This window comes from Acetobacter senegalensis (genome assembly GCF_001580995.1).
Classification (GTDB): Bacteria; Pseudomonadota; Alphaproteobacteria; order Acetobacterales; family Acetobacteraceae; genus Acetobacter; species Acetobacter senegalensis.
Genome location: NZ_LHZU01000127.1, coordinates 18,083 through 35,751, shown reverse-complemented (window position 1 = coordinate 35,751; position 17,669 = coordinate 18,083). Strand labels below are relative to the sequence as shown.

The 17,669-nt window shown below is 51.8% G+C and carries 10 protein-coding genes and 2 pseudogenes; 2 read left to right on the top strand and 10 right to left on the bottom strand.

What is annotated here, in order from left to right:
• Positions 1 to 101 precede the first annotated feature (101 nt).
• Positions 102 to 1,901 carry an amidohydrolase gene (locus tag AD948_RS08210; protein ID WP_211264457.1) on the top strand — a complete coding sequence of 600 codons (1,800 nt, stop codon included), beginning with the start codon at positions 102 to 104 and terminating at the stop codon, positions 1,899 to 1,901.
• A gap of 381 nt (positions 1,902 to 2,282) precedes the next feature.
• Here AD948_RS08210 and eat read toward each other — a convergent pair whose 3' ends face one another.
• The 9 genes and pseudogenes from eat to AD948_RS08160 all read right to left on the bottom strand — a co-directional run.
• On the bottom strand, positions 2,283 to 3,644 hold the full coding sequence (eat, locus tag AD948_RS08205; protein ID WP_061471453.1) for an ethanolamine permease: 1,362 nt from the start codon (positions 3,642 to 3,644) through the stop codon (positions 2,283 to 2,285).
• On the bottom strand, positions 3,641 to 4,396 hold the full coding sequence (gene eutC / locus AD948_RS08200; RefSeq protein WP_061471452.1) for an ethanolamine ammonia-lyase subunit EutC: 756 nt from the start codon (positions 4,394 to 4,396) through the stop codon (positions 3,641 to 3,643). Before eutC ends, eat begins: the two co-directional genes overlap by 4 nt.
• Positions 4,393 to 5,769 carry an ethanolamine ammonia-lyase subunit EutB gene (locus AD948_RS08195; RefSeq protein ID WP_061471451.1) on the bottom strand — a complete coding sequence of 459 codons (1,377 nt, stop codon included), beginning with the start codon at positions 5,767 to 5,769 and terminating at the stop codon, positions 4,393 to 4,395. The genes eutC and AD948_RS08195 overlap by 4 nt, the downstream gene beginning before the upstream one ends.
• Before the next feature lie 106 nt (positions 5,770 to 5,875).
• Entirely contained in the window at positions 5,876 to 6,955 is a 1,080-nt protein-coding gene (gene qhpR / locus AD948_RS08190; protein WP_061471450.1) for an AraC-like transcriptional regulator QhpR, read from the bottom strand.
• 120 nt (positions 6,956 to 7,075) lie between these two features.
• Positions 7,076 to 8,080, bottom strand: coding sequence for a haloacid dehalogenase-like hydrolase (locus AD948_RS08185; protein ID WP_169797400.1), 1,005 nt, complete (start codon positions 8,078 to 8,080; stop codon positions 7,076 to 7,078).
• Positions 8,081 to 8,316: 236 nt separating this feature from the next.
• Entirely contained in the window at positions 8,317 to 10,386 is a 2,070-nt protein-coding gene (locus AD948_RS08180) for a phosphocholine-specific phospholipase C (protein WP_061471448.1), read from the bottom strand.
• A gap of 36 nt (positions 10,387 to 10,422) precedes the next feature.
• Entirely contained in the window at positions 10,423 to 12,834 is a 2,412-nt protein-coding gene (locus AD948_RS08175) for a TonB-dependent receptor (RefSeq protein ID WP_082782368.1), read from the bottom strand.
• A gap of 246 nt (positions 12,835 to 13,080) precedes the next feature.
• Positions 13,081 to 13,883, bottom strand: a protein-coding gene (locus tag AD948_RS17730) for an IS5 family transposase (protein WP_211264456.1) whose coding sequence is annotated in 2 segments (ribosomal slippage) — positions 13,081 to 13,544 and positions 13,544 to 13,883 — 804 coding nt in all. Because the reading frame shifts where the segments join, the coding sequence is not laid out codon by codon here.
• A 329-nt stretch (positions 13,884 to 14,212) separates the two neighbouring features.
• Positions 14,213 to 14,419: pseudogene (locus AD948_RS08160) on the bottom strand (type II toxin-antitoxin system death-on-curing family toxin); the annotation flags it as partial.
• A gap of 464 nt (positions 14,420 to 14,883) precedes the next feature.
• Here AD948_RS08160 and AD948_RS08150 point away from each other — a divergent pair.
• Positions 14,884 to 16,332: a hypothetical protein gene (locus AD948_RS08150; protein WP_061471444.1), complete on the top strand. Its 1,449-nt coding sequence runs from the start codon at positions 14,884 to 14,886 to the stop codon at positions 16,330 to 16,332.
• A 448-nt stretch (positions 16,333 to 16,780) separates the two neighbouring features.
• Here AD948_RS08150 and AD948_RS17725 read toward each other — a convergent pair.
• A pseudogene (locus AD948_RS17725) lies at positions 16,781 to 17,535 on the bottom strand (IS5 family transposase).
• Positions 17,536 to 17,669 lie beyond the last annotated feature (134 nt).

Below are 17,669 nucleotides of genomic sequence, written 5' to 3'. Positions count from 1 at the left end.
GATTTGGTGTTTAGTTAACGAAAATCCGACCATTTCTGTTCTTTAATGCCAACAATCAAGAATGGTTTCGGATTCCTTACTTGTCGCGCGGGAACATGCAGATGCGTCATGTCTTTTTTATTGCCGGCTTGGGAACACTGCTATGCGCTGGCACCGTCAACGCCACGCCCCCTGTTGCGGATACGGTTTTTACCAATGGCTTCATTTATACTGTGGATGCCAAAAATTCCGTCGCACAGGCTGTGGCTATAAAAAACGGTAAAATCCTTTATGTGGGATCAAGCGCCGAGGCCAAGCGTTATATAAGCCCCCACACGCAAAAAATTGACCTGCACGGCAATATGCTTATGCCCGGACTGGTTGACGGGCATATGCACCCCCTTCGTGGTGGCGAACGTCTTGTGTTATGTTCGCTCCAATATCTGCCCCTGACAAAGCAGGAGTTTTCAGATCGCATTAAAGCCTGTCTGGTCGATCCGTCTGTTCCCAAAAGGAAAAACTGGCTTCTTGTGACCTCCTGGTTTCAGGAAGCCATGCGCCCTAAAGATACAATTCTAGACAAAACCATTCTTGATAAAATTGACAATAAAAACCCTATCGTCGTGTATTCTTCGTTTGGTCACTCTGCTTTGCTGAACACGCCAGCACTTGAAGCTGCCCATATTACAGCCAGCACGAAATCAGAACCGGGCGGTGTGATTATTCATGATGCCAAGGGCCAACCAACGGGCCTGCTGGAAGATACAGCCTTAAACCTGATTTTTGCCGCACAACCTGCCGCCAGTGATGAACAGAAAGTTGCTGCAGCCAGAGCCGTCTTAGCCGTATTACGTAAACAAGGCGTAACATCGTTCCTTGATGCACGAGCCGCAGAAGTCGATATCAAAGCTTTCAGCATTCTTCAGCAGAACGGTGAACTGACTGCCCGTGCCCATTTTGCGCCACTCATCACACCAGAAATGGGGCAAGATGCTAAAAAATCAGTTGATTATGTCAAAGGATTATCGACCAGATACGATCAGGGTAGTATCACACAACAACCAACCATTACCGTGCGCCATGCCAAGATGTATATGGACGGCGTCATTTCAGCCCCGGGGCTGACGGGTATTTTGACCCTCCCTTATCGTGTCAACAAAGGAACGGCAGAACATCCTGATTGGCAGCCGGGTTCTTCTACTGGGCCTGCCCCCTATTTCCCTGTGCCTGTGCTCTCGAAGCTCCTGCAAGGCTTGGTGCAGGCAGGTATTGATCCGCACATGCACGCTGACGGCGACGGTGCCGTGCGCATAGCGCTTGATGCGGTTGAGGTAACCCGCAAGGCCCTGCCAAAGTCAGACTTTCGCCCCGGTCTGGCGCATGATGAACTTGTTGCACAGGCAGATCTGCCTCGTTTTCGGCAACTGGGGGCCATCCCGGTCATGTCTTTTCAGTGGGGAAAACGGGCGCCTGACACCACAGGCCAGACAGCCGATGCTTTGGGTGAAGATCGCTCAAACGCGATGGAGCCAGCTTACCAGCTTGAAAAAGCCGGCGCGCGTATTGCTTACGGGTCTGACTGGCCGGTTGACCCGCTGAATGAGTGGTTTGCGCTACAGGTTGGCATCACACGCCAGAATGCACCTGACGTTGAACCCCAATATCGCGCCAGACTGGGCGATATGCCCGGCCTTTCCCGGGCCTCTGTATTGCGTGCCATCACCATGAATTCAGCTTATGAATTGCGGCAGGACAGCGTAACCGGATCAGTCGAACAGGGGAAAATAGCCGACCTCATTATTTTGGATAGAAACATCACCACCATTCCGGTTAATGAAATTGGAAAAACAACAGTACTCATGACAATGGTTGGAGGAAAGGTTGTTTACAGTAGCGGGGAATTTGTGCCGAAGACACCATAGATATTTAGAATAAGGTGCAGGGTTCGAAAACCCTCTGGTTTTAAGTGCTGTCCTATCATTCTATCTTTCATGACTTGCGAGATAGAGTGACAGAATGAAGCAGTCTGGTTTCTTTGACGTTGATGAGCGTTGGCTCGCCTGAGTGGGCTTAGCGACCAGATCGAAGTTTTTCCCCGGACCATGGATTTTTAACGGTTTCGTCCTGACCTGATCGAAAAACCGTTACATGATGTCTTTTGCGTTTGGTTAGAGGCTAAGCGTGTGATGATTAATGGTTTTTGTGGATAATTCTCGCTGTGCTTTGCTTAAAAAGCCTGAGGAACATATGCGTCAAAACCGTTCATCAGTGCGTGTCTGACTTGAAAACAGCTTTTCATAATTTCAAATAACGGTTCTTCGGTCTCTCCTTTTGTCAACCAGAACATTCCCGATGGTCATCAGTGCTATGATCAAGATGTAAAGCCCCAGAAGCAGGGGTTTCTGGATACCAATCAGTCCGAGGCAAAGCCCAGTTGTGAGCAAAGCATAGGCGGGAACAACGGGATAGCCTGGCGCATGCCACGACCGCGGCATGTCTGGGGCGATCTGACGCAACTTGAAGAGGCTGGCCATGGTCATGATATACATTGTCAGCGCGCCAAAAACGGAAAGCGTGACGATGGATGCAGTCAGGCTTTCTCCACTGAATGATACGATATCATCACTGAAAATAGCCAGAATGCCCACGCCTCCACAGACCAGAACACTTGTATAGGGTGTCTGAAAGCGCGGCGATACCAACCCCATCCAGCGTGGCAGGCCGCCCCCCTGTGCAAGGGCGCAGATCTGGCGCGCGCAGCCCATGATGATGGCATGCAGAGAGGCAACAAGCCCAAATAGCCCGAGCCAGACGAGCATGTGAAGGTAAGGACTGTGTGAACCAACAACTGTTTTCATGGCAAACGGAAGTGGGTCGTTGAGATTGGCCAGATTGCGCCAGTCTCCAACACCACCAGCAAGAATCATGACACCGAATGACAGGAGCACCAGCGTCACGATGGCGGCGATATAGGCGATGGGCAAGGTCCGTCTGGGTGAACGGGCTTCTTCGGCAGTTAAAGCTACGCCTTCGATGGCAAGGAAGAACCAGATTGCAAAGGGAACAGAGGCCGCAATGCCCCCCAGCACTGACCAGGAGAAATGATCGGTTCCGGCCCAACCGTGTGTCACGAAACGGTGCCATGAAAAGCCGGGCCAGACCACGCCCATGAAAATGAAAAGTTCAATGATGGCGGCTACGGTTACAATCAGTTCGAAGCTTGCCGCTACCTGAACGCCCGCGATATTGACGCCCATGAAAAGCAGGTAGGCGATTACGGCACCAGCCTTGGGCGGAAGTGCGGGAAACTGCACATGCAGATAGGAACCAATAGCCAGAGCGATGGCCGGGGGTGCAAAAATGAACTCTGCCGTCGAAGCATAGCCTGCCACAAGACCGGCGCGATGCCCGAAAGCGGCGCTGACGTAGACGAATGGACCGCCTGCCCTAGGCATGGCGGTGGTAAGTTCAGTGTAGGAAAAAATCAGAGCAAGATACATAAGCGCCACGAAGATGGTCGCAATCAGGAAGCCCAGCGTGCCAGCGCTGGCCCAGCCGTAGCTCCAGCCGAAATACTCACCGGAAATGACAAGACCCACGGCAATCGCCCATAACTGAACGGGGCCGAGGCTCTTGGCCAACTGCGGTTTGGAACGGTCCGTCATGGGGTGTTGTTTTCCGGCAGAGGTGTCATGTCCGTGCTTTCGTCCTTGAGGGCCACGCCCGTATATCCCAGTTTGCGGGCACTATTCAGAAGCCAGCAAAGCTTGTGGCAGCTTTCTCCGATCGAGAGGCCATGGGCATGGATGTTGGAGATGCAGTTGCGTTCCGAATCTTGCCGCCCGACATGCGGGTTCCATGTCATGTAGAGGCTGAGGCTGTCTGACACGCTCAGTCCTGGACGCTCACCGATCATCATGACGACACAACGCACGCCGAGTAGAGCGCCAATCTCGTCTCCCAGAGCGACACGGGCATTATGGGCGACCACGAGCGGGGCAATGCGCCATGTGTGACCAAGGGCGGCACGGACGGCTTTCTGAAGGGGAGGAGCTTGTCGTTCGACGGCAACGGCTGACAGTCCATCCGCAGCGACGAGGACAACATCCCATGGACCCGCCAGCGCAATCTGTTTCAGGAGTGAGAGGGAAGGCCCATCAAGTCTGCGTCCCAGATCAGGCCGCCGCACGAATTCAGAGCGATCCTTTGCTTGGCTTCGTACCTCAACAAAAGAATCTCCGATGGTCAGTTTCGCTGGATCAAGACAGGCATGGACAGCACGGCGTGCGCATGCATGGGCGGCCTGCAGGGCGCGGATTTCGGACCCTGCAATGCTATCGCCTGTTCGTGGTAGCCCTATGCGCGCGCGCGTGTAACGCCGTAACGGTCCCCAAGGATCTTGGGTGGGCTGCCTCATGGACTGGCCCTGAAATTCGGTAAGGCATAAGGCTGGTTCATGCGCAGGCGCATGCCATCCACAAGCGCCATCTTTTCAAGCCACGCTTCAAATTCAGGCGCAGGACGTACGCCAAACACCGAGCGCAGTGTCAGGATGTCATGATAGGAGAGGCTTTGGTAGCTGAGCATGACATCATCGCCTCCGGGCACGGCAATCAGGAAATTCACGCCCGCGGCCGTAAGAAGCATCATCAGGGTGTCCATGTCGTCCTGATCTGTTTCTGCGTGGTTGGTGTAACAGACATCACAGCCCATCGGCAGCCCCAGAAGCTTGCCACAGAAATGGTCCTCAAGCCCCGCTCGGATGATCTGCTTGCCATCGTAAAGATATTCTGGACCAATGAAGCCCACGACCGTATTGACGAGAAGTGGCGAATAGACACGTGCCACGGCATAGGCCCGCACCTCCATGGTCTGCTGATCCACGCCATGATGAGTACCAGACGAAAGTGCAGATCCTTGCCCTGTCTCGAAATACATGACGTTTGTGCCAACAGTTCCGCGGTTCAGTTCCCGAGCAGCCTGCCAGGCCTCGGAAAGGATACCCAGCGAAATACCGAAGCCAGCATTGGCTTGTTCTGATCCTGCGATGGACTGGAAAACCAGATCTACCGGCGCACCTTTTTCAATCATGGTAATGGTGTTAGTCACATGCGTCAGAAGGCAGCTTTGCACAGGCATATCAAAACGCTGGCGGATATCATCAAAACGCCACAAGATATCCATTCCTCGTCCGATATGGTCGGACGCCGGGTTGATCCCCAGAACAGCATCTCCAGCACCAAGAAGCAATCCATCAAGGAGGGCTGCGGAAATGCCATCTGGATCGTCAGTCGGGTGATTGGGTTGCAGACGGGAGCCGAGACGAGCGGGAAGGCCCTGTGTGTTGCGAAATGCGCTGACAACACGCATTTTCCGTCCGACTGAAACCAGATCCTGATTGCGCATCAGTTTGCTGACCGCAGCCACCATTTCAGGGGTCAGCCCTGGCGCAAGTTTTTCTAGACTTGAGGTATCAGCCGCATAACTTAGCAGCCAGTCCCGAAACTGGCCGACCGTCATGTGTGAGATAGGGGCGAAAGCAGCTTCATCATGGCTGTCCATGATAAGGCGGGTAACTTCATCGGTTTCGTACGGGACAATGGCTTCCGTCAGGAAATGACGCAGCGGCAGGTCTGCCAGCACTTCGCGGGCGGCAACCCGCTCAACAGAGTCTCGGGCGGCAATACCGGCCAGTTCATCTCCCGAACGGAGCGGCGAGGCACTGGCCAGGACATGTTTCAGGTCCTGAAAGACAAATGTTTCGCCTACGAGGGAAATGCGATGAACCAAAACGTCGATGTCCTGCCACAATCCGGATATGTTCTTTGCATAATTCTAACATGGACAGCAGGGCGCTGACCGCCAGGACGACACAATTGGTTGACATCCTGCATCATCACAGTTCCTTGCGGAATGCCTGGGGCGAAACGCCATACCATTTGCGGAAGGCACGGCTGAAAGCACTGACTTCAGAATAGCCCAGAAGATAAGCGATTTCTCCAATAGACACGCCTTTTTGGCGCAGATAGGTCTGAGCGAGGCTACGGCGTGTTTCGTCCACAAGATTGGTATAAGTAACACCGATGGATTCTAGACGCCGTTGTAGTGTCCATCGTGGAACGCCAAGTTTCTCAGCCAGAACAGGGAGCTTCACGATCCCCTGTGGCAACATGGTGCGAACTTCACGCCGAGCCTGAAGCAGGAGATCGTCACGCCCGTCAGTTGTCAGATGCTGGGAGTGATCAAGACGCGTAAGGCTTTCGCGGAGGACCGAAAGCAATCCTGCATTGGCGGCTGGCATGGGGACGTCCAGACCGACGTCAGAAAACAGGAGGGCTGTCGTGCCACGCTGGAAGAAAATAGGTGCATCGAAAGCTGCCGCATAGTCTGCGGCGGTGGACTGACAGGTGTGTTCGAACCAGACAGCATCAGGATGCCAGCTCTTGCCAAGCGCCCGACGGAAGACATTGCAGAACATTCCCATCGTCAGCTCGGCGTCCTGCGCGCGACGAGAAATGAGGGGATCAGTGATGCGGTACTCAATGCGAAACCCACCAGGCATCCGGACCAGACGTGTCTGGGTAGCTCTCTGATGATAAGGGAAAAGTTCTGCAAGATTAACGAGGGCATCTCCGAGGGTTGCGGAGGTCAGGGCGATATAGCCGATGAGACCGAGCTGGTCGGGCTGGAACTGCTGACCATAGGCAAGGCCAGTATCATAGCGGCCAGACTGGCGTGCCACTTCCTCGAATAAATTGCAGTAGTCTTCCAGACGAAGCGCAAGAGTGGGGGGGAGATCGTCGGCAATCTGAAGACCCACTGAACGAGCAATGATGTCAGGGTCACATCCTTGCTGACGGATGAAGGAACTGGCACCCGTCATGGCAGCGGCCAAGACGCTGCCGGTCTGCCTGTCTGTCTGGGGAAAGGAAGACAGGCAATCATCAGTTAGGACCTGTGCAGAGAACAAGGTCATCTCTCCTCACAACCAGGACGGTGTCCATCAGTCATTTCCGCATCGCAATAGCTTGTTGCGATCTAAATATAAATCCTTCCTCGGAATGAATTTTGTCAAGTATTCTGCTATGGGCAGCGATCAGTTCTCTCCCAGCAGGCGGGACGTGCGGCTTCCGAAAGCTATGGTTTCCTCTGAAGGGCACCATTCACCAGTATTATCATCTCGCCCCTGAAGGATGAATCGAGGTGTAGACGATGTCATCTCATTGGCTGCCCGCTGGCTGAGGGCACCTTCCGTGCCGTCTGCCAGGCGATTGATGATCAGGGACAGGTGCGTATCGGGAAAGGCGGTTTGCATGGCGGTATCCCCGCTACTGTCGCCACAGACAAGAATGGGTCCATGCCCGCGTTCCTGGACAAGCCGGCGGCGTATGGCATCGACTTTCCCTGCGCCATAGGTCAAAGGCCAGTCTGCAGCAGGTTGAACCCCTAATTTTCCGGAGGGCCAGCACATCTGGATGCCCAGAATGTGGTCCGCAGGCAAGCCGTAGCCGAAACCGGGGTCCGTGGCGAAAACCCTAACAACAGTCTCCAGAGATGCGGAGCAGATGAAAATGTCGACATCTGCTTGTCTCAGGGCTGCTTGAAGGTCAGCGATTTCCGGTGTCAGGCGTAACCCGTGAAAGACGTCACATCGAAGCGTACCTGATCTGCCGGATCGTTCAGGAGGAACGATATGTTCAACATATCTGATATCACGACCGAGGGCCCAACGATTAGCCATGGCAGCAAGAGTCGCAATATCCGTCTCCGTCATGCCGCAGAGCAGACGAATGATCCAGTATAAGGCGACTTTTGGTCCAGCTATGGCATCAATGGCCCTGTAGCTGAAAAGCAGACGGGTCCGGAGTGCGACGAGGGCCGTGATGTGAGACGGAACGGGCGCTCGCACGGCCGACCATGGACCATACCGAGACCAGAGTTCGGTATAATCGCGGGTCATGTCCTCGACGAGATGGGAGAAACGTATCTGCTTTCCGTCCTGATTCAGGAAGTGAGGACCGAGTTCACCTTCTGGCACGTCCTGCTTGATTACATGCTCAAAACACGTGGGCGTCAGGGCGAAACTGAATGTTTCGAGCATGAACTGCAGAAGGGTTTCCTGGCAATCGCCAAAAATGCAGGTATTATCCCAATCGAATACGGCATAGGGCCGTCCGGATGTCGGCCTACTGACGATCAGCTGTGATAGGAGGTGCCGGTTGCGGGGCGCCCATTTCAAGGGAGACAATGGGGCGTTGTTGGTCGGCATCCCAAAAGCAGGCCTGCTTCCCATGAGAGCGGCCGTGCATGCGAGAAAGCTTCTGCGATCAAGCGTAGTCATACGCTGTATCGGCCCATCAGCGGATCCGTTCGGCTCGGACGTCCGGTCTGGATGTGGCCGGCGAAATGCAGCATGGCTTTGTTGGTCGGGCTAAGTCGCGTGGAGGTTTCGGTCACGACGAGATCGTACCAATTATCACTGATGGAAATGTCCCACGTAATCTGTGCTTCCTGTTGTGAGAAAAGAGTGACCTTGCGTATATCGGAGGTGGTGTAAGCGCTAGAAATGGTGAAATTACGAGCTATAGGAGAAGAATTTCGGATTTTCAGGGTGATCTGATCGCAGGATGTGCCCGTTTCAAGAACAGCCTCCAGAAGATCAGAGCCCGAAAAAGCACGGTAAAATCCGTCCGGACCGTGAAGGGTTATTGAATAAGTCTCGTGCGGGGTCAGAAGAATGTCATGCATGTGACCCGGGCCTAAAGTATAGTGCCGCATAGGGCGACCTTGCTCCAGAAGCTGGAAGACTGCGCCTTGCGTTCCGATATTGGCAAGATGGAGGCTGTGCCGGTTGGCCCTGTCGCTTACAAGATCTGCGGTCAGGGCGTAGGGTAATGCACGGGCGGGGCGCTGGGTGATTTCCTGACGTGGCATTGTTTGCAGCTGCGGGATACTGGGCGCAGGAAGGCGGCAGGATGCCCGTGTTTCAGCCAAATAATGTTCAGTTTCGGGAAGATTGGTATTCCAGTGCGGGTCGGCGTTCGTGAAATCGAAAATACTTGTCAGGTCGCCACAGACTGTCCTGCGCCATGGGGTAATGTTGGGCGCAGGTACACCGAATCTGGCTTCGAGGAACCTGAGAACGGATGTATGGTCAAAGAGCTGAGAATTAACCCATCCCCCTTTTGTCCAAGGAGAGATGACAATCGCGGGAACACGTGGGCCGAGCCCGACCGCAACGCTCCCTAAGGCCTCCCCGTCCAACGGGACAGAACTGTAGCCCTGTAACGGATCATCGGCACGGAGAGGCGGGACAGGTGCTGGCATATGGTCAAAAAAACCGTCATTCTCATCATAATTGAGGATAAACACGGTTTTTGCCCAGACCTCCGGATGACGCACAAACACATCCATCAGCCTTGAGATCAGGCTTTCGCCATACCCCGGCGGAGCATCCGGATGCTCGGACATGGCTTGGGAAGGTACGATCCATGAGACCTGTGGTAATTTTCCGGATGCTACGTCTTTCTCGAACTCTTCTACCAGAAACCGCCCTTCAGAGGTGGCGCTGTTATCTGCATGCGATCCCGGAACGATCTGGCGTGCCCGTTTGTGTTGCCAGCTTTCTGCAGGAACATTCCTGAATGTGGCAAAAGACTGGAGGGGATTGTCAGTAAAATTGTCATATTCCTGATAGACGCGCCATGAAACTCCAGCTTCCTGCAAGCACTCTGGATAGGTTTTCCAGTCAAAGGGCCTGAAAGAGGGATTATCAAGCGCGCTATCGGCCGAGGGATTACCGTCATCGATATTGACCGTGACCTGAGGTCCCTGGTTCCCAACAGCCAGGCCACTCGTACCGGTAAAAAAATAGAGGCGGTTTGGATTGGTAGGGCCGAAAATGGACGCATGGTAGGCATCACAGATCGTGAAAGATTCTGCTAAAGCATAGTAATAAGGAATGTCTTCGCGCGTAAAATGTCCCATGGTCATTGCAGTCTTATGCGGAATCCAGACATCCCACTCATTCCAGACGGCTTGAGAGGCCTTCCAACTATGATCAAGGCTAGCAAGACAGGCCGAAGATGTATGAACAGCGTTCAGGCGGAAAGGCAGGATATGCTGCCCCTGTCCGTCTGGCTGGGCGAAGACAGGGTTTCCGTCTGGTAGGTGGAGAGCACGGGGATCCCCATAACCCCGTACACCACCGAGAGCTCCGAAATAGTGATCAAAAGATCGGTTTTCCTGCATGAGCAGCACAACATGTTCGACATCCTGGATCGTGCCAGTTGGACGTCTGGCGGGAATGGCAAGAGCCTTGCGGATGTTTGCGGGCAGGAGCGTCATGCTAGCGGCAGTGGCTCCGGCTTTCATGAAAAACCGTCTGCCCACATTAAACTGCGACATGTGTGATCTCCTTACCCGTCGGAAGGGTGGCGAGCCTCAGAACGCTGCTGCGATGGAGCCGAAATACTGCCGCGGGGCCCCGATAAGGAAGGACTGGTTGTCTCCGGACATGGAGTTTCCGTTCTCGCCGGCGGTGGCAATATAGGTTGTATTGGTCAGGTTATAGACATTGAAACTGAAGGTAAGGTTCTGCAGGAAGCCGAGGTGCCGATTATACTGTCCCAGATTGCGCAGATGATACTGTGCGCCAGCACTGGTCAGCCAGTAGGATGGAATGCTCAGATCACCAGTATAGGTATAATTGCGCTTACCCATATAGATCGTGTCGATATGAGCGCTGAGGTCACGCCACGTGTAGGACAGGCTCGCCTTATACATGAAGCGCGGATAGTTGACGATCTGCTGTCCAGCGATGGCATAAGTTGTGCCGCCACTGGTTACGTTCTGGTCGTAGGTTGCATGATTCCAGCTGATGGAGTTGGATAGAGACAGTCCTGTTACAGGAGTGATAACCAGAGCTGCATCCACGCCGTTCATTGTGACACCGCCCACATTCATAACAGCGGAATAAGGGTTTGTGATCGGGCCGCTGGTTATCTGCTGCAGGCGGTTGCGGAAATTCGTATGGTAAGCGTAGAGGCTGGCGTTCAGCAGATGGTCCACGTAGCGGTAGCCGACTGCAAAATTCCAGTTGGTTTCAGGCTTCATCTTTCCAGCCCCCATGGTCTGATCGTAAGCGCTCTGGGTCATTGCGAACGGCGAGGCGCCGCCTTTGTAGCCTGCGATCGGGTATGATTTTACGTTCTCGGCGATATCGAAGAATAATTCGTGGTTCTTGAGGAAATGCCAGTCTCCACTGATATGCGGGAGGAACGCGCGGGCAGTTGTTACCGTGCCGCTGGCGAGGGCATCTGTGCCAGTATAGGCTGGAATGTTGGCGGTCTGATTACCGGTTACGGATTGCCAGAGGGATTTGAAGCCAAAATGCAGGCTTACATTCGGCAGGACGCGATAGGTGTCCTGAACGAAAGCCGTGAAGCTGTTGGACGAGAAGCTGTCGCCCCACAAATGGGCCGTTGGGTCAGGCAATGATCCCATCGAGTTGATCGGGTTGCCTTCGCCAAGAACTGGTTCCTCGTAGGCGTTGCGGCCTACATTCACATGATAATGTTCGTACCAGATACCAGCGCTCAGATCATTATTGGCGATCTGGTAATGCAGGGCTGAGGTGAAGCCTCCGCGCTGGGCATGTTCGAGGGTGATCTGGTCGAAAAGCGGAGATCCATTCGGCATTAAGCCATCCGAATACCATGGATAGGGGCTGGCCCATGTGCCGCGTCCATATTGCCCCTGCGCATAAATGGTCGATTTCCAGCGTAGGCGTGATGTCAGGGCGAAGTCCATGTTCAGGCCGCCAAGATAGTCACGTTCGACCGTCCCGCCGTCATAATATGAGGCATCATACGGGTCCGAGAGCTTGCTGTAGCCAGCAGGAAGGGCTCCTCCTGGCTTGTTGTTAGCGGCAAGTGCCAGCTTATAGGCTTTCTCATAGGCTTTGGGAGTGCCGATGAAATTGTCCAGACTGGAGCCATAATTGTTCAGCATGTCAAACGACAGATCCTGATATTGATACTGATCAAGGTCGCCCCAGTCGAAGATAGCGGAGATATGGCTGTCTTCTCCGATGGGCTGCACGATCTTGGCATTGACCTGCTGCATGAACTGATTGCCGCCGCCTTTCCATTTGTTAAGGTTGTTACGCATGTAGGAGGCATACATCCGCGTACCGGTCTTGTTCAGGTCTCCGGTATCGAAACGAATGAAGGTGTGCATGTTCATACTGGACCCGAAGGTTTGGGCGATTTGGCCGCCAGCTTTATGCTTCGGGTCGCTGGAGAAATATTCGATCGATCCACCAAGGTTGGAGGTGCTGGCAATAGCTTCTGCGCCAGCGCCTTGGGAAATCACCATATGTCCGATATTCTCGGAAGCGATGGCATTAATGATATTGAGGCCGTTGAAGGAATGGTACTGCTGATCTCCAAGTGGAATGCCATCAAGGGTCATGCCGACCTGGTTCTGCAGGAAACCATGCATGAAAAACATCTGCGACCAGATGTCTACACCCTGTGCATCCGCAGATTGAAGCATGATGCCTGGCAGCTTTCCCAGAACTTTGAGAACGCTAGTTCCAGGTGTTTCGGCACGAATAGCTGCCGAACCTACAACCTCTTGTACGCCATGTGAACGATGAGCGCCCGTGACAGAAATGGCTTCGCTTGAAGACTTGATAATGGCAGTTTTCCGACCAGATGTAGTCGGGATGCGCCTTGATTTATCCGTTGCAGGCAGGCGTTTTGTGGGGTGATGCGGCATTGCTGCTGCGTTTACACTGAAGCTTAAAATTGAAATGGCGATGACAAGAGGGGGGCGGTACCCGAATAGCATAATATGGTCGTCTCCTCATAAGAGCGGGAAGATGTGCCCCCTCATGTCGATACGAATGTGTTACATTTTTTCTCTACCAAATCTCGTGATGCGCAGTCTTGACGGGACGACACACTTTCTTGACAGACCGTAATGATGGCGTGCGTCTCCCGACCTCCCTTTAAGGAGAAGGAATAGTGCTTCTATCGACAGAAAATTCAGGCTGATCCACAAACGGAAGACTGCTGATGCTAGATTTAGGGCCTGTTATGTCTTGATCCAGTCTGCTGCGGCAGCGATGTGGATGACGGCGAGGAACGACGTTGCTGTTTTTTCATATCTGGTTGCGACAGCGCGCCACTCCTTGAGGCGAGCCCAGAGGTTCTCAACGAGATGCCGACACCGATAGGCCCATTTTGGGCAGGCGACCGCCCCATCGCGTCGTTTCGCGGGAATGGCTGGCCGGGCTCCCATGTCCATGTCCCATATCCGTTCACGAAAGGCGTTCGAAGCGTAGCCCTTGTCCGCCACGACCCACAGGGGAATGGCGGGAAGGCTGTCGAGCATGGCTGGTGCCAGGGGCAGTTCATGAGCCTGTCCGGGGGCCAGCGCAAAACCGAAGGCTTTTCCATGCCCATCAGCGATCACGCAGACTTTCGTGCCATAGCCGCCGCGAGAACGGCCAAGTGCTTCACGATGGTCTCGTTCTTCGAAAGAGGCCCCTTTTTTTGGGCTCCCGCCGCTTTGTGGTGAGCCCTGATGTTTGTACCATCCAGAAAAGTCATTCCGAACGCCACTCCGTGTTGGTCCTGAACCAGTTCGAGCAGGCGTTCCCACACGCCCAGTTTCGCCCAGCGGATGAAAAGTTGTGCTGCCCGCCACCAAGGACCCAGTTCAGCGGGGATACTCCGCCATTTCGCGCCATTCTCATGGCGCCAGAAAATCGCTGCTATCGTGCGCCGCAGATCATGGGGTGGCGTCTTGCCTCGTGGGCGAACCGCTTCAATCAGAGGTTCCCAGATCACCCATGTCTCGTCCCTAAAAGTACCGGTTCCGTCTCCTTCTCCCATCCCGATAATATGGGAAGAATTTCAAGATCTAACAGGTCCTAGTCTTTTCAGGGAGACCAAAATTTCAAAGAATGTGGATAAAGCCCAAATGGGAATAACAAAGATAAAAAACCATATCATCCGCTTCTGAATACTTTTTTGACTAAACAGCTTCCAAACTGAATACCCAATAGCAGTGAGTAAAATACCCAGAATGGAGCAAAAGCCACCCACCAGAAAAAATGGTAGAAGAGTATTCACATACTTTCTCCACCAGTCTGAATAAACAAGAGATCACTGGACGATCTGTCAAAAACTGCACGCTAATTCCATTTCTGCCTCGCCCGCAGTTATACCCTGTCGGATACGACATTGGTGGCCAGGAACGCCGCATAGCCCTGTTCATCCATCTGACCTGCTGCCAGCGCAAGGACGGCATTCGTCGCATCTTCCAGGACTACCGTGAAACGATAGCCGTTCAGTTCCAGAAACAGCACACAGAGCACAAAGCCCTTACGCTTGTTCCCATCAATGAAGGGATGGTTTTTTACGATACCAAAAAAGGGTGAAAAGAACGTAAAAATTATAATTAGCATATTTCCGTTATATTTGTTTTTGTGTCTATTCTGACATTATTCTTATTTGTAACGATAATACAGATTTACAAAATAATTTGGTGAAAATCATGTCAGATTCGAATATTCATAACCCTTATTTCCACAAAAATTCAAATGAAGCAGGTTCCTTAGGTGGAAACCATGTCTAAGCACACAGTTATATCCCAAATTCAACAACAGATATTTTCACCAATTTTCCTAACTCCTCTGACAAAACCTCCCTTCTTTCTACCACTAACGGTCTTTCGGTATCAGGCACAAATAACGATTACTGGGTTAACAGCCCAACTGTTGAAAAACTTGTCTAGAAAGTCGAAATCACCCCTTACGCTGAAGAAACGTCATCAGTCGAGCCAATTGAAGTCGTCGGCCACGGAGGCGGCAGTGGTGGTTATTCAGGAGGAATGGGAGGTGGCATAGGTGGTGGAACAGGAAACCCAGGCATGGGCGGGGGAGCGGACGGTGGAGGAGGGGGCGAAGCGCCAGGGGTCACAACTGTTTACGGAGTTCATGCCAAACTTAACTCCGATGGGGTGTTGGCAATTGTTGACAACCAGAATGAGTTTGTTCTGCGAGATCGTTACCACGCCGATGTCAACGGGCATGGATATACTGTGACTGTCGCCTCAACAGTTAACGACGCGGAAAAAGCCTATTCGGATATAGAAGACAAACCCGCAACGGATCAGCAGGTTACCGACTATCTTCAGGCGGTCGTTGCAGGCAAGTCCTATACAGAGATTCGTTCTGACATCATAAACTCACCAGATATGAAAGGGATTATGGATGGCTACGAACAGCAGCTCTACGGGGAGAATGCAGATCAGAACACTCAGGCCTGGTTGAAAGATAACCTCAAAAATGAACGCAGCCTGTCAGATATGCGCTGGGAATATGCACATTCCCAGCGGATGACCGACGCCATTTTCACAATGATCAATGGGGTGCAGGACAGGACCGATGCATCCGAAGCCTATGATGCCAACTATAAAAACAGCACAATGGACGCTCTCGGCCGCAAAGAAACGTCCTTTATTCAAAACCGGAACGACCTGATCGATATTGATGCCGAAAAAACCATCATCAACGACAAAATTTACGAAAACATACATGATCATACCGCCACAGACGGTGATATCTCCTTCGTCCATGATCAAATGCATGGCGGGTTGAGCATCCAAAATGTAATTTGGAATGAGGCTCATAATCAGGAATTAAACGATGGTTTGAGCCAACAGATATCGGCTTTGACGGAGCGTGATATATCACAGATAGGTGGAAGCTCAGTTGCTTCTATCGAAGATATAATTGGTAATCAACAGATTACTTATAGAGAAACAAAAAGTTTCTTAACTGATGGTGTTCAGATAGCTTCTGCTAGTTCACAAGATTCCATCGCTTATAAGGTAATCGATACCTCTCCATCTGATGCTATGACTTATACTGATGGTCAAGGAAACCAGTTGTTATTATCTAATAAATTTTCTTTGTCAGATGGGGTTTCTGCCGGGAAAGCAGTTAGGCAACAATATGAAGCAGATCAAGCAAGTGTTGGCATAGAACAGGCTTTGGTAAATGCAAAAAATAATTTTGCACATTACATTGGTCAAGGAGAAGTTTTTGATATTCAAAGAGATTCACAAAGCCACATTTTTTATAAACCAATGACACCTGGGGCAAATTATCTTGTGGGAGTTTTTGCAGCTGCAGCAGGTTTAAATAAGGCAGAAACTTATGTTCTCGGGTTAGGATGTGGTTTTAAAAAATCAGAGAATTACTCTAATTTATTTAGCGGTGATAGTAAATACTGGACGACAGAAATAGATGATGTAAATTCAGGAAAAGTAAAATGATATACAAAATAATAAAAACAACAGTAATTATAAACGTTTACTATATGTTGATATATTGTAATGAACTATATAATTATTTTTCAACATCAAAAAAACAGAAACTATTTTTTATAGGATTGTGGAGACATCATTAGGATTTTTGTTCATTGCGACCTTTCCTATCATTTTACAATGTGTTTTTTGTTTTATATCGACAAAAATTAGAAATAGATACATACGTATTGTATTTGAATTCACTATCCCGACAGTGATGTTTTTTTGGATGTGCTATCAAATAAAATATGGACAAGGTCCACAAGGTGAAGCGGACGTTAATGAATTTTCACCTTTTGTCGAACGTCTGTTTACTTCAATATACGTGAATGGTCCGCTTCTTTTGGGAGTAATGATTATCCGAAAAATTTTTATAGAAAAACGGTTAGGCTTCTTAAAGCCTTACGGCGTGTCGTCAGTTAAGCAGGATGATGATTGAGGCGAACTGCACGGCTGCGAGGAAGGTCGATCTCAGTTTATCGTAGCGGGTTGCGATGGCACGGAACTGTTTGAGTTTATTGAAGAACTGCTCGACAAGATTACGTTCCCTGTAAAGAGCGAAGTCGGTTTCCCGCTACATCGTTCTATTGCGTTTTGGCGGTATGACCGGGGTAATCCCGCACTGTATCAGCCGATTGATCAACCTGTCCGCGTCATACGCCTTGTCAGCAAGGATAGTATCCGGGTCGATGTTTTCCAAAAGCGGTTCCGCCTGGGTGATATCGGCATCCTGTCCCGGTGTGATGCCGAGTTCCGCCGGATTACCCAGCGCGTCGCAGATGGCATGGATCTTTAGTCGTCAACCCGCCTCGTGATCGTCCGATGGCCTGATCCGTACCCTTTTTTGAGCGCTCCGGCACTATGCTGATGCGCCCGGACAATAGTGCTGTCGATCATCATGTATTCGTTGTCGTGATAAGCGGCCAGATAACGAAATATCCGTTCGATGACGCCGCTTTCACACCACCGGCGCAGACGCCGGTGCACGTTTTTCCAGCCCCCGAAACGGGCAGGAAGGTCGCGCCATGGAATGCCCGCGCAATAGCGATACAGCACCGCCTCCACGAACAGACGGTTGTCCGCCACAGTGCCGCCGACATAGCCTTCACGACCGGGAAGAAGATCCTTTATCCGCTCCCACTGGTCATCGCGTAAACTATAGCGCCGCATCTGTCTGTCTCCCCCAAAAAACGGGAAAACAGTCAGCACATGCAGACACAAAGTACAACCCTGACGTGCCACACTCAGGGACTAACTGACGACACGCCGTAGCGTAATTCTGGAGGCGCTCCTGGCACACTATG

Excerpts from the sequence above, each read along its gene's own strand:
- AD948_RS08210 (WP_211264457.1), top strand. The coding sequence starts at position 102 with ATGCGTCATGTCTTTTTTATTGCCGGCTTGGGAACACTGCTATGCGCT.
- eat (WP_061471453.1), bottom strand. The coding sequence starts at position 3,644 with ATGACGGACCGTTCCAAACCGCAGTTGGCCAAGAGCCTCGGCCCCGTT.
- eutC (WP_061471452.1), bottom strand. The coding sequence starts at position 4,396 with ATGAGGCAGCCCACCCAAGATCCTTGGGGACCGTTACGGCGTTACACG.
- qhpR (WP_061471450.1), bottom strand. The coding sequence starts at position 6,955 with ATGACCTTGTTCTCTGCACAGGTCCTAACTGATGATTGCCTGTCTTCC.
- AD948_RS08185 (WP_169797400.1), bottom strand. The coding sequence starts at position 8,080 with ATGCTCGAAACATTCAGTTTCGCCCTGACGCCCACGTGTTTTGAGCAT.
- AD948_RS08180 (WP_061471448.1), bottom strand. The coding sequence starts at position 10,386 with ATGTCGCAGTTTAATGTGGGCAGACGGTTTTTCATGAAAGCCGGAGCC.
- AD948_RS08175 (WP_082782368.1), bottom strand. The coding sequence starts at position 12,834 with ATGCTATTCGGGTACCGCCCCCCTCTTGTCATCGCCATTTCAATTTTA.
- AD948_RS08150 (WP_061471444.1), top strand. The coding sequence starts at position 14,884 with ATGGGAGGTGGCATAGGTGGTGGAACAGGAAACCCAGGCATGGGCGGG.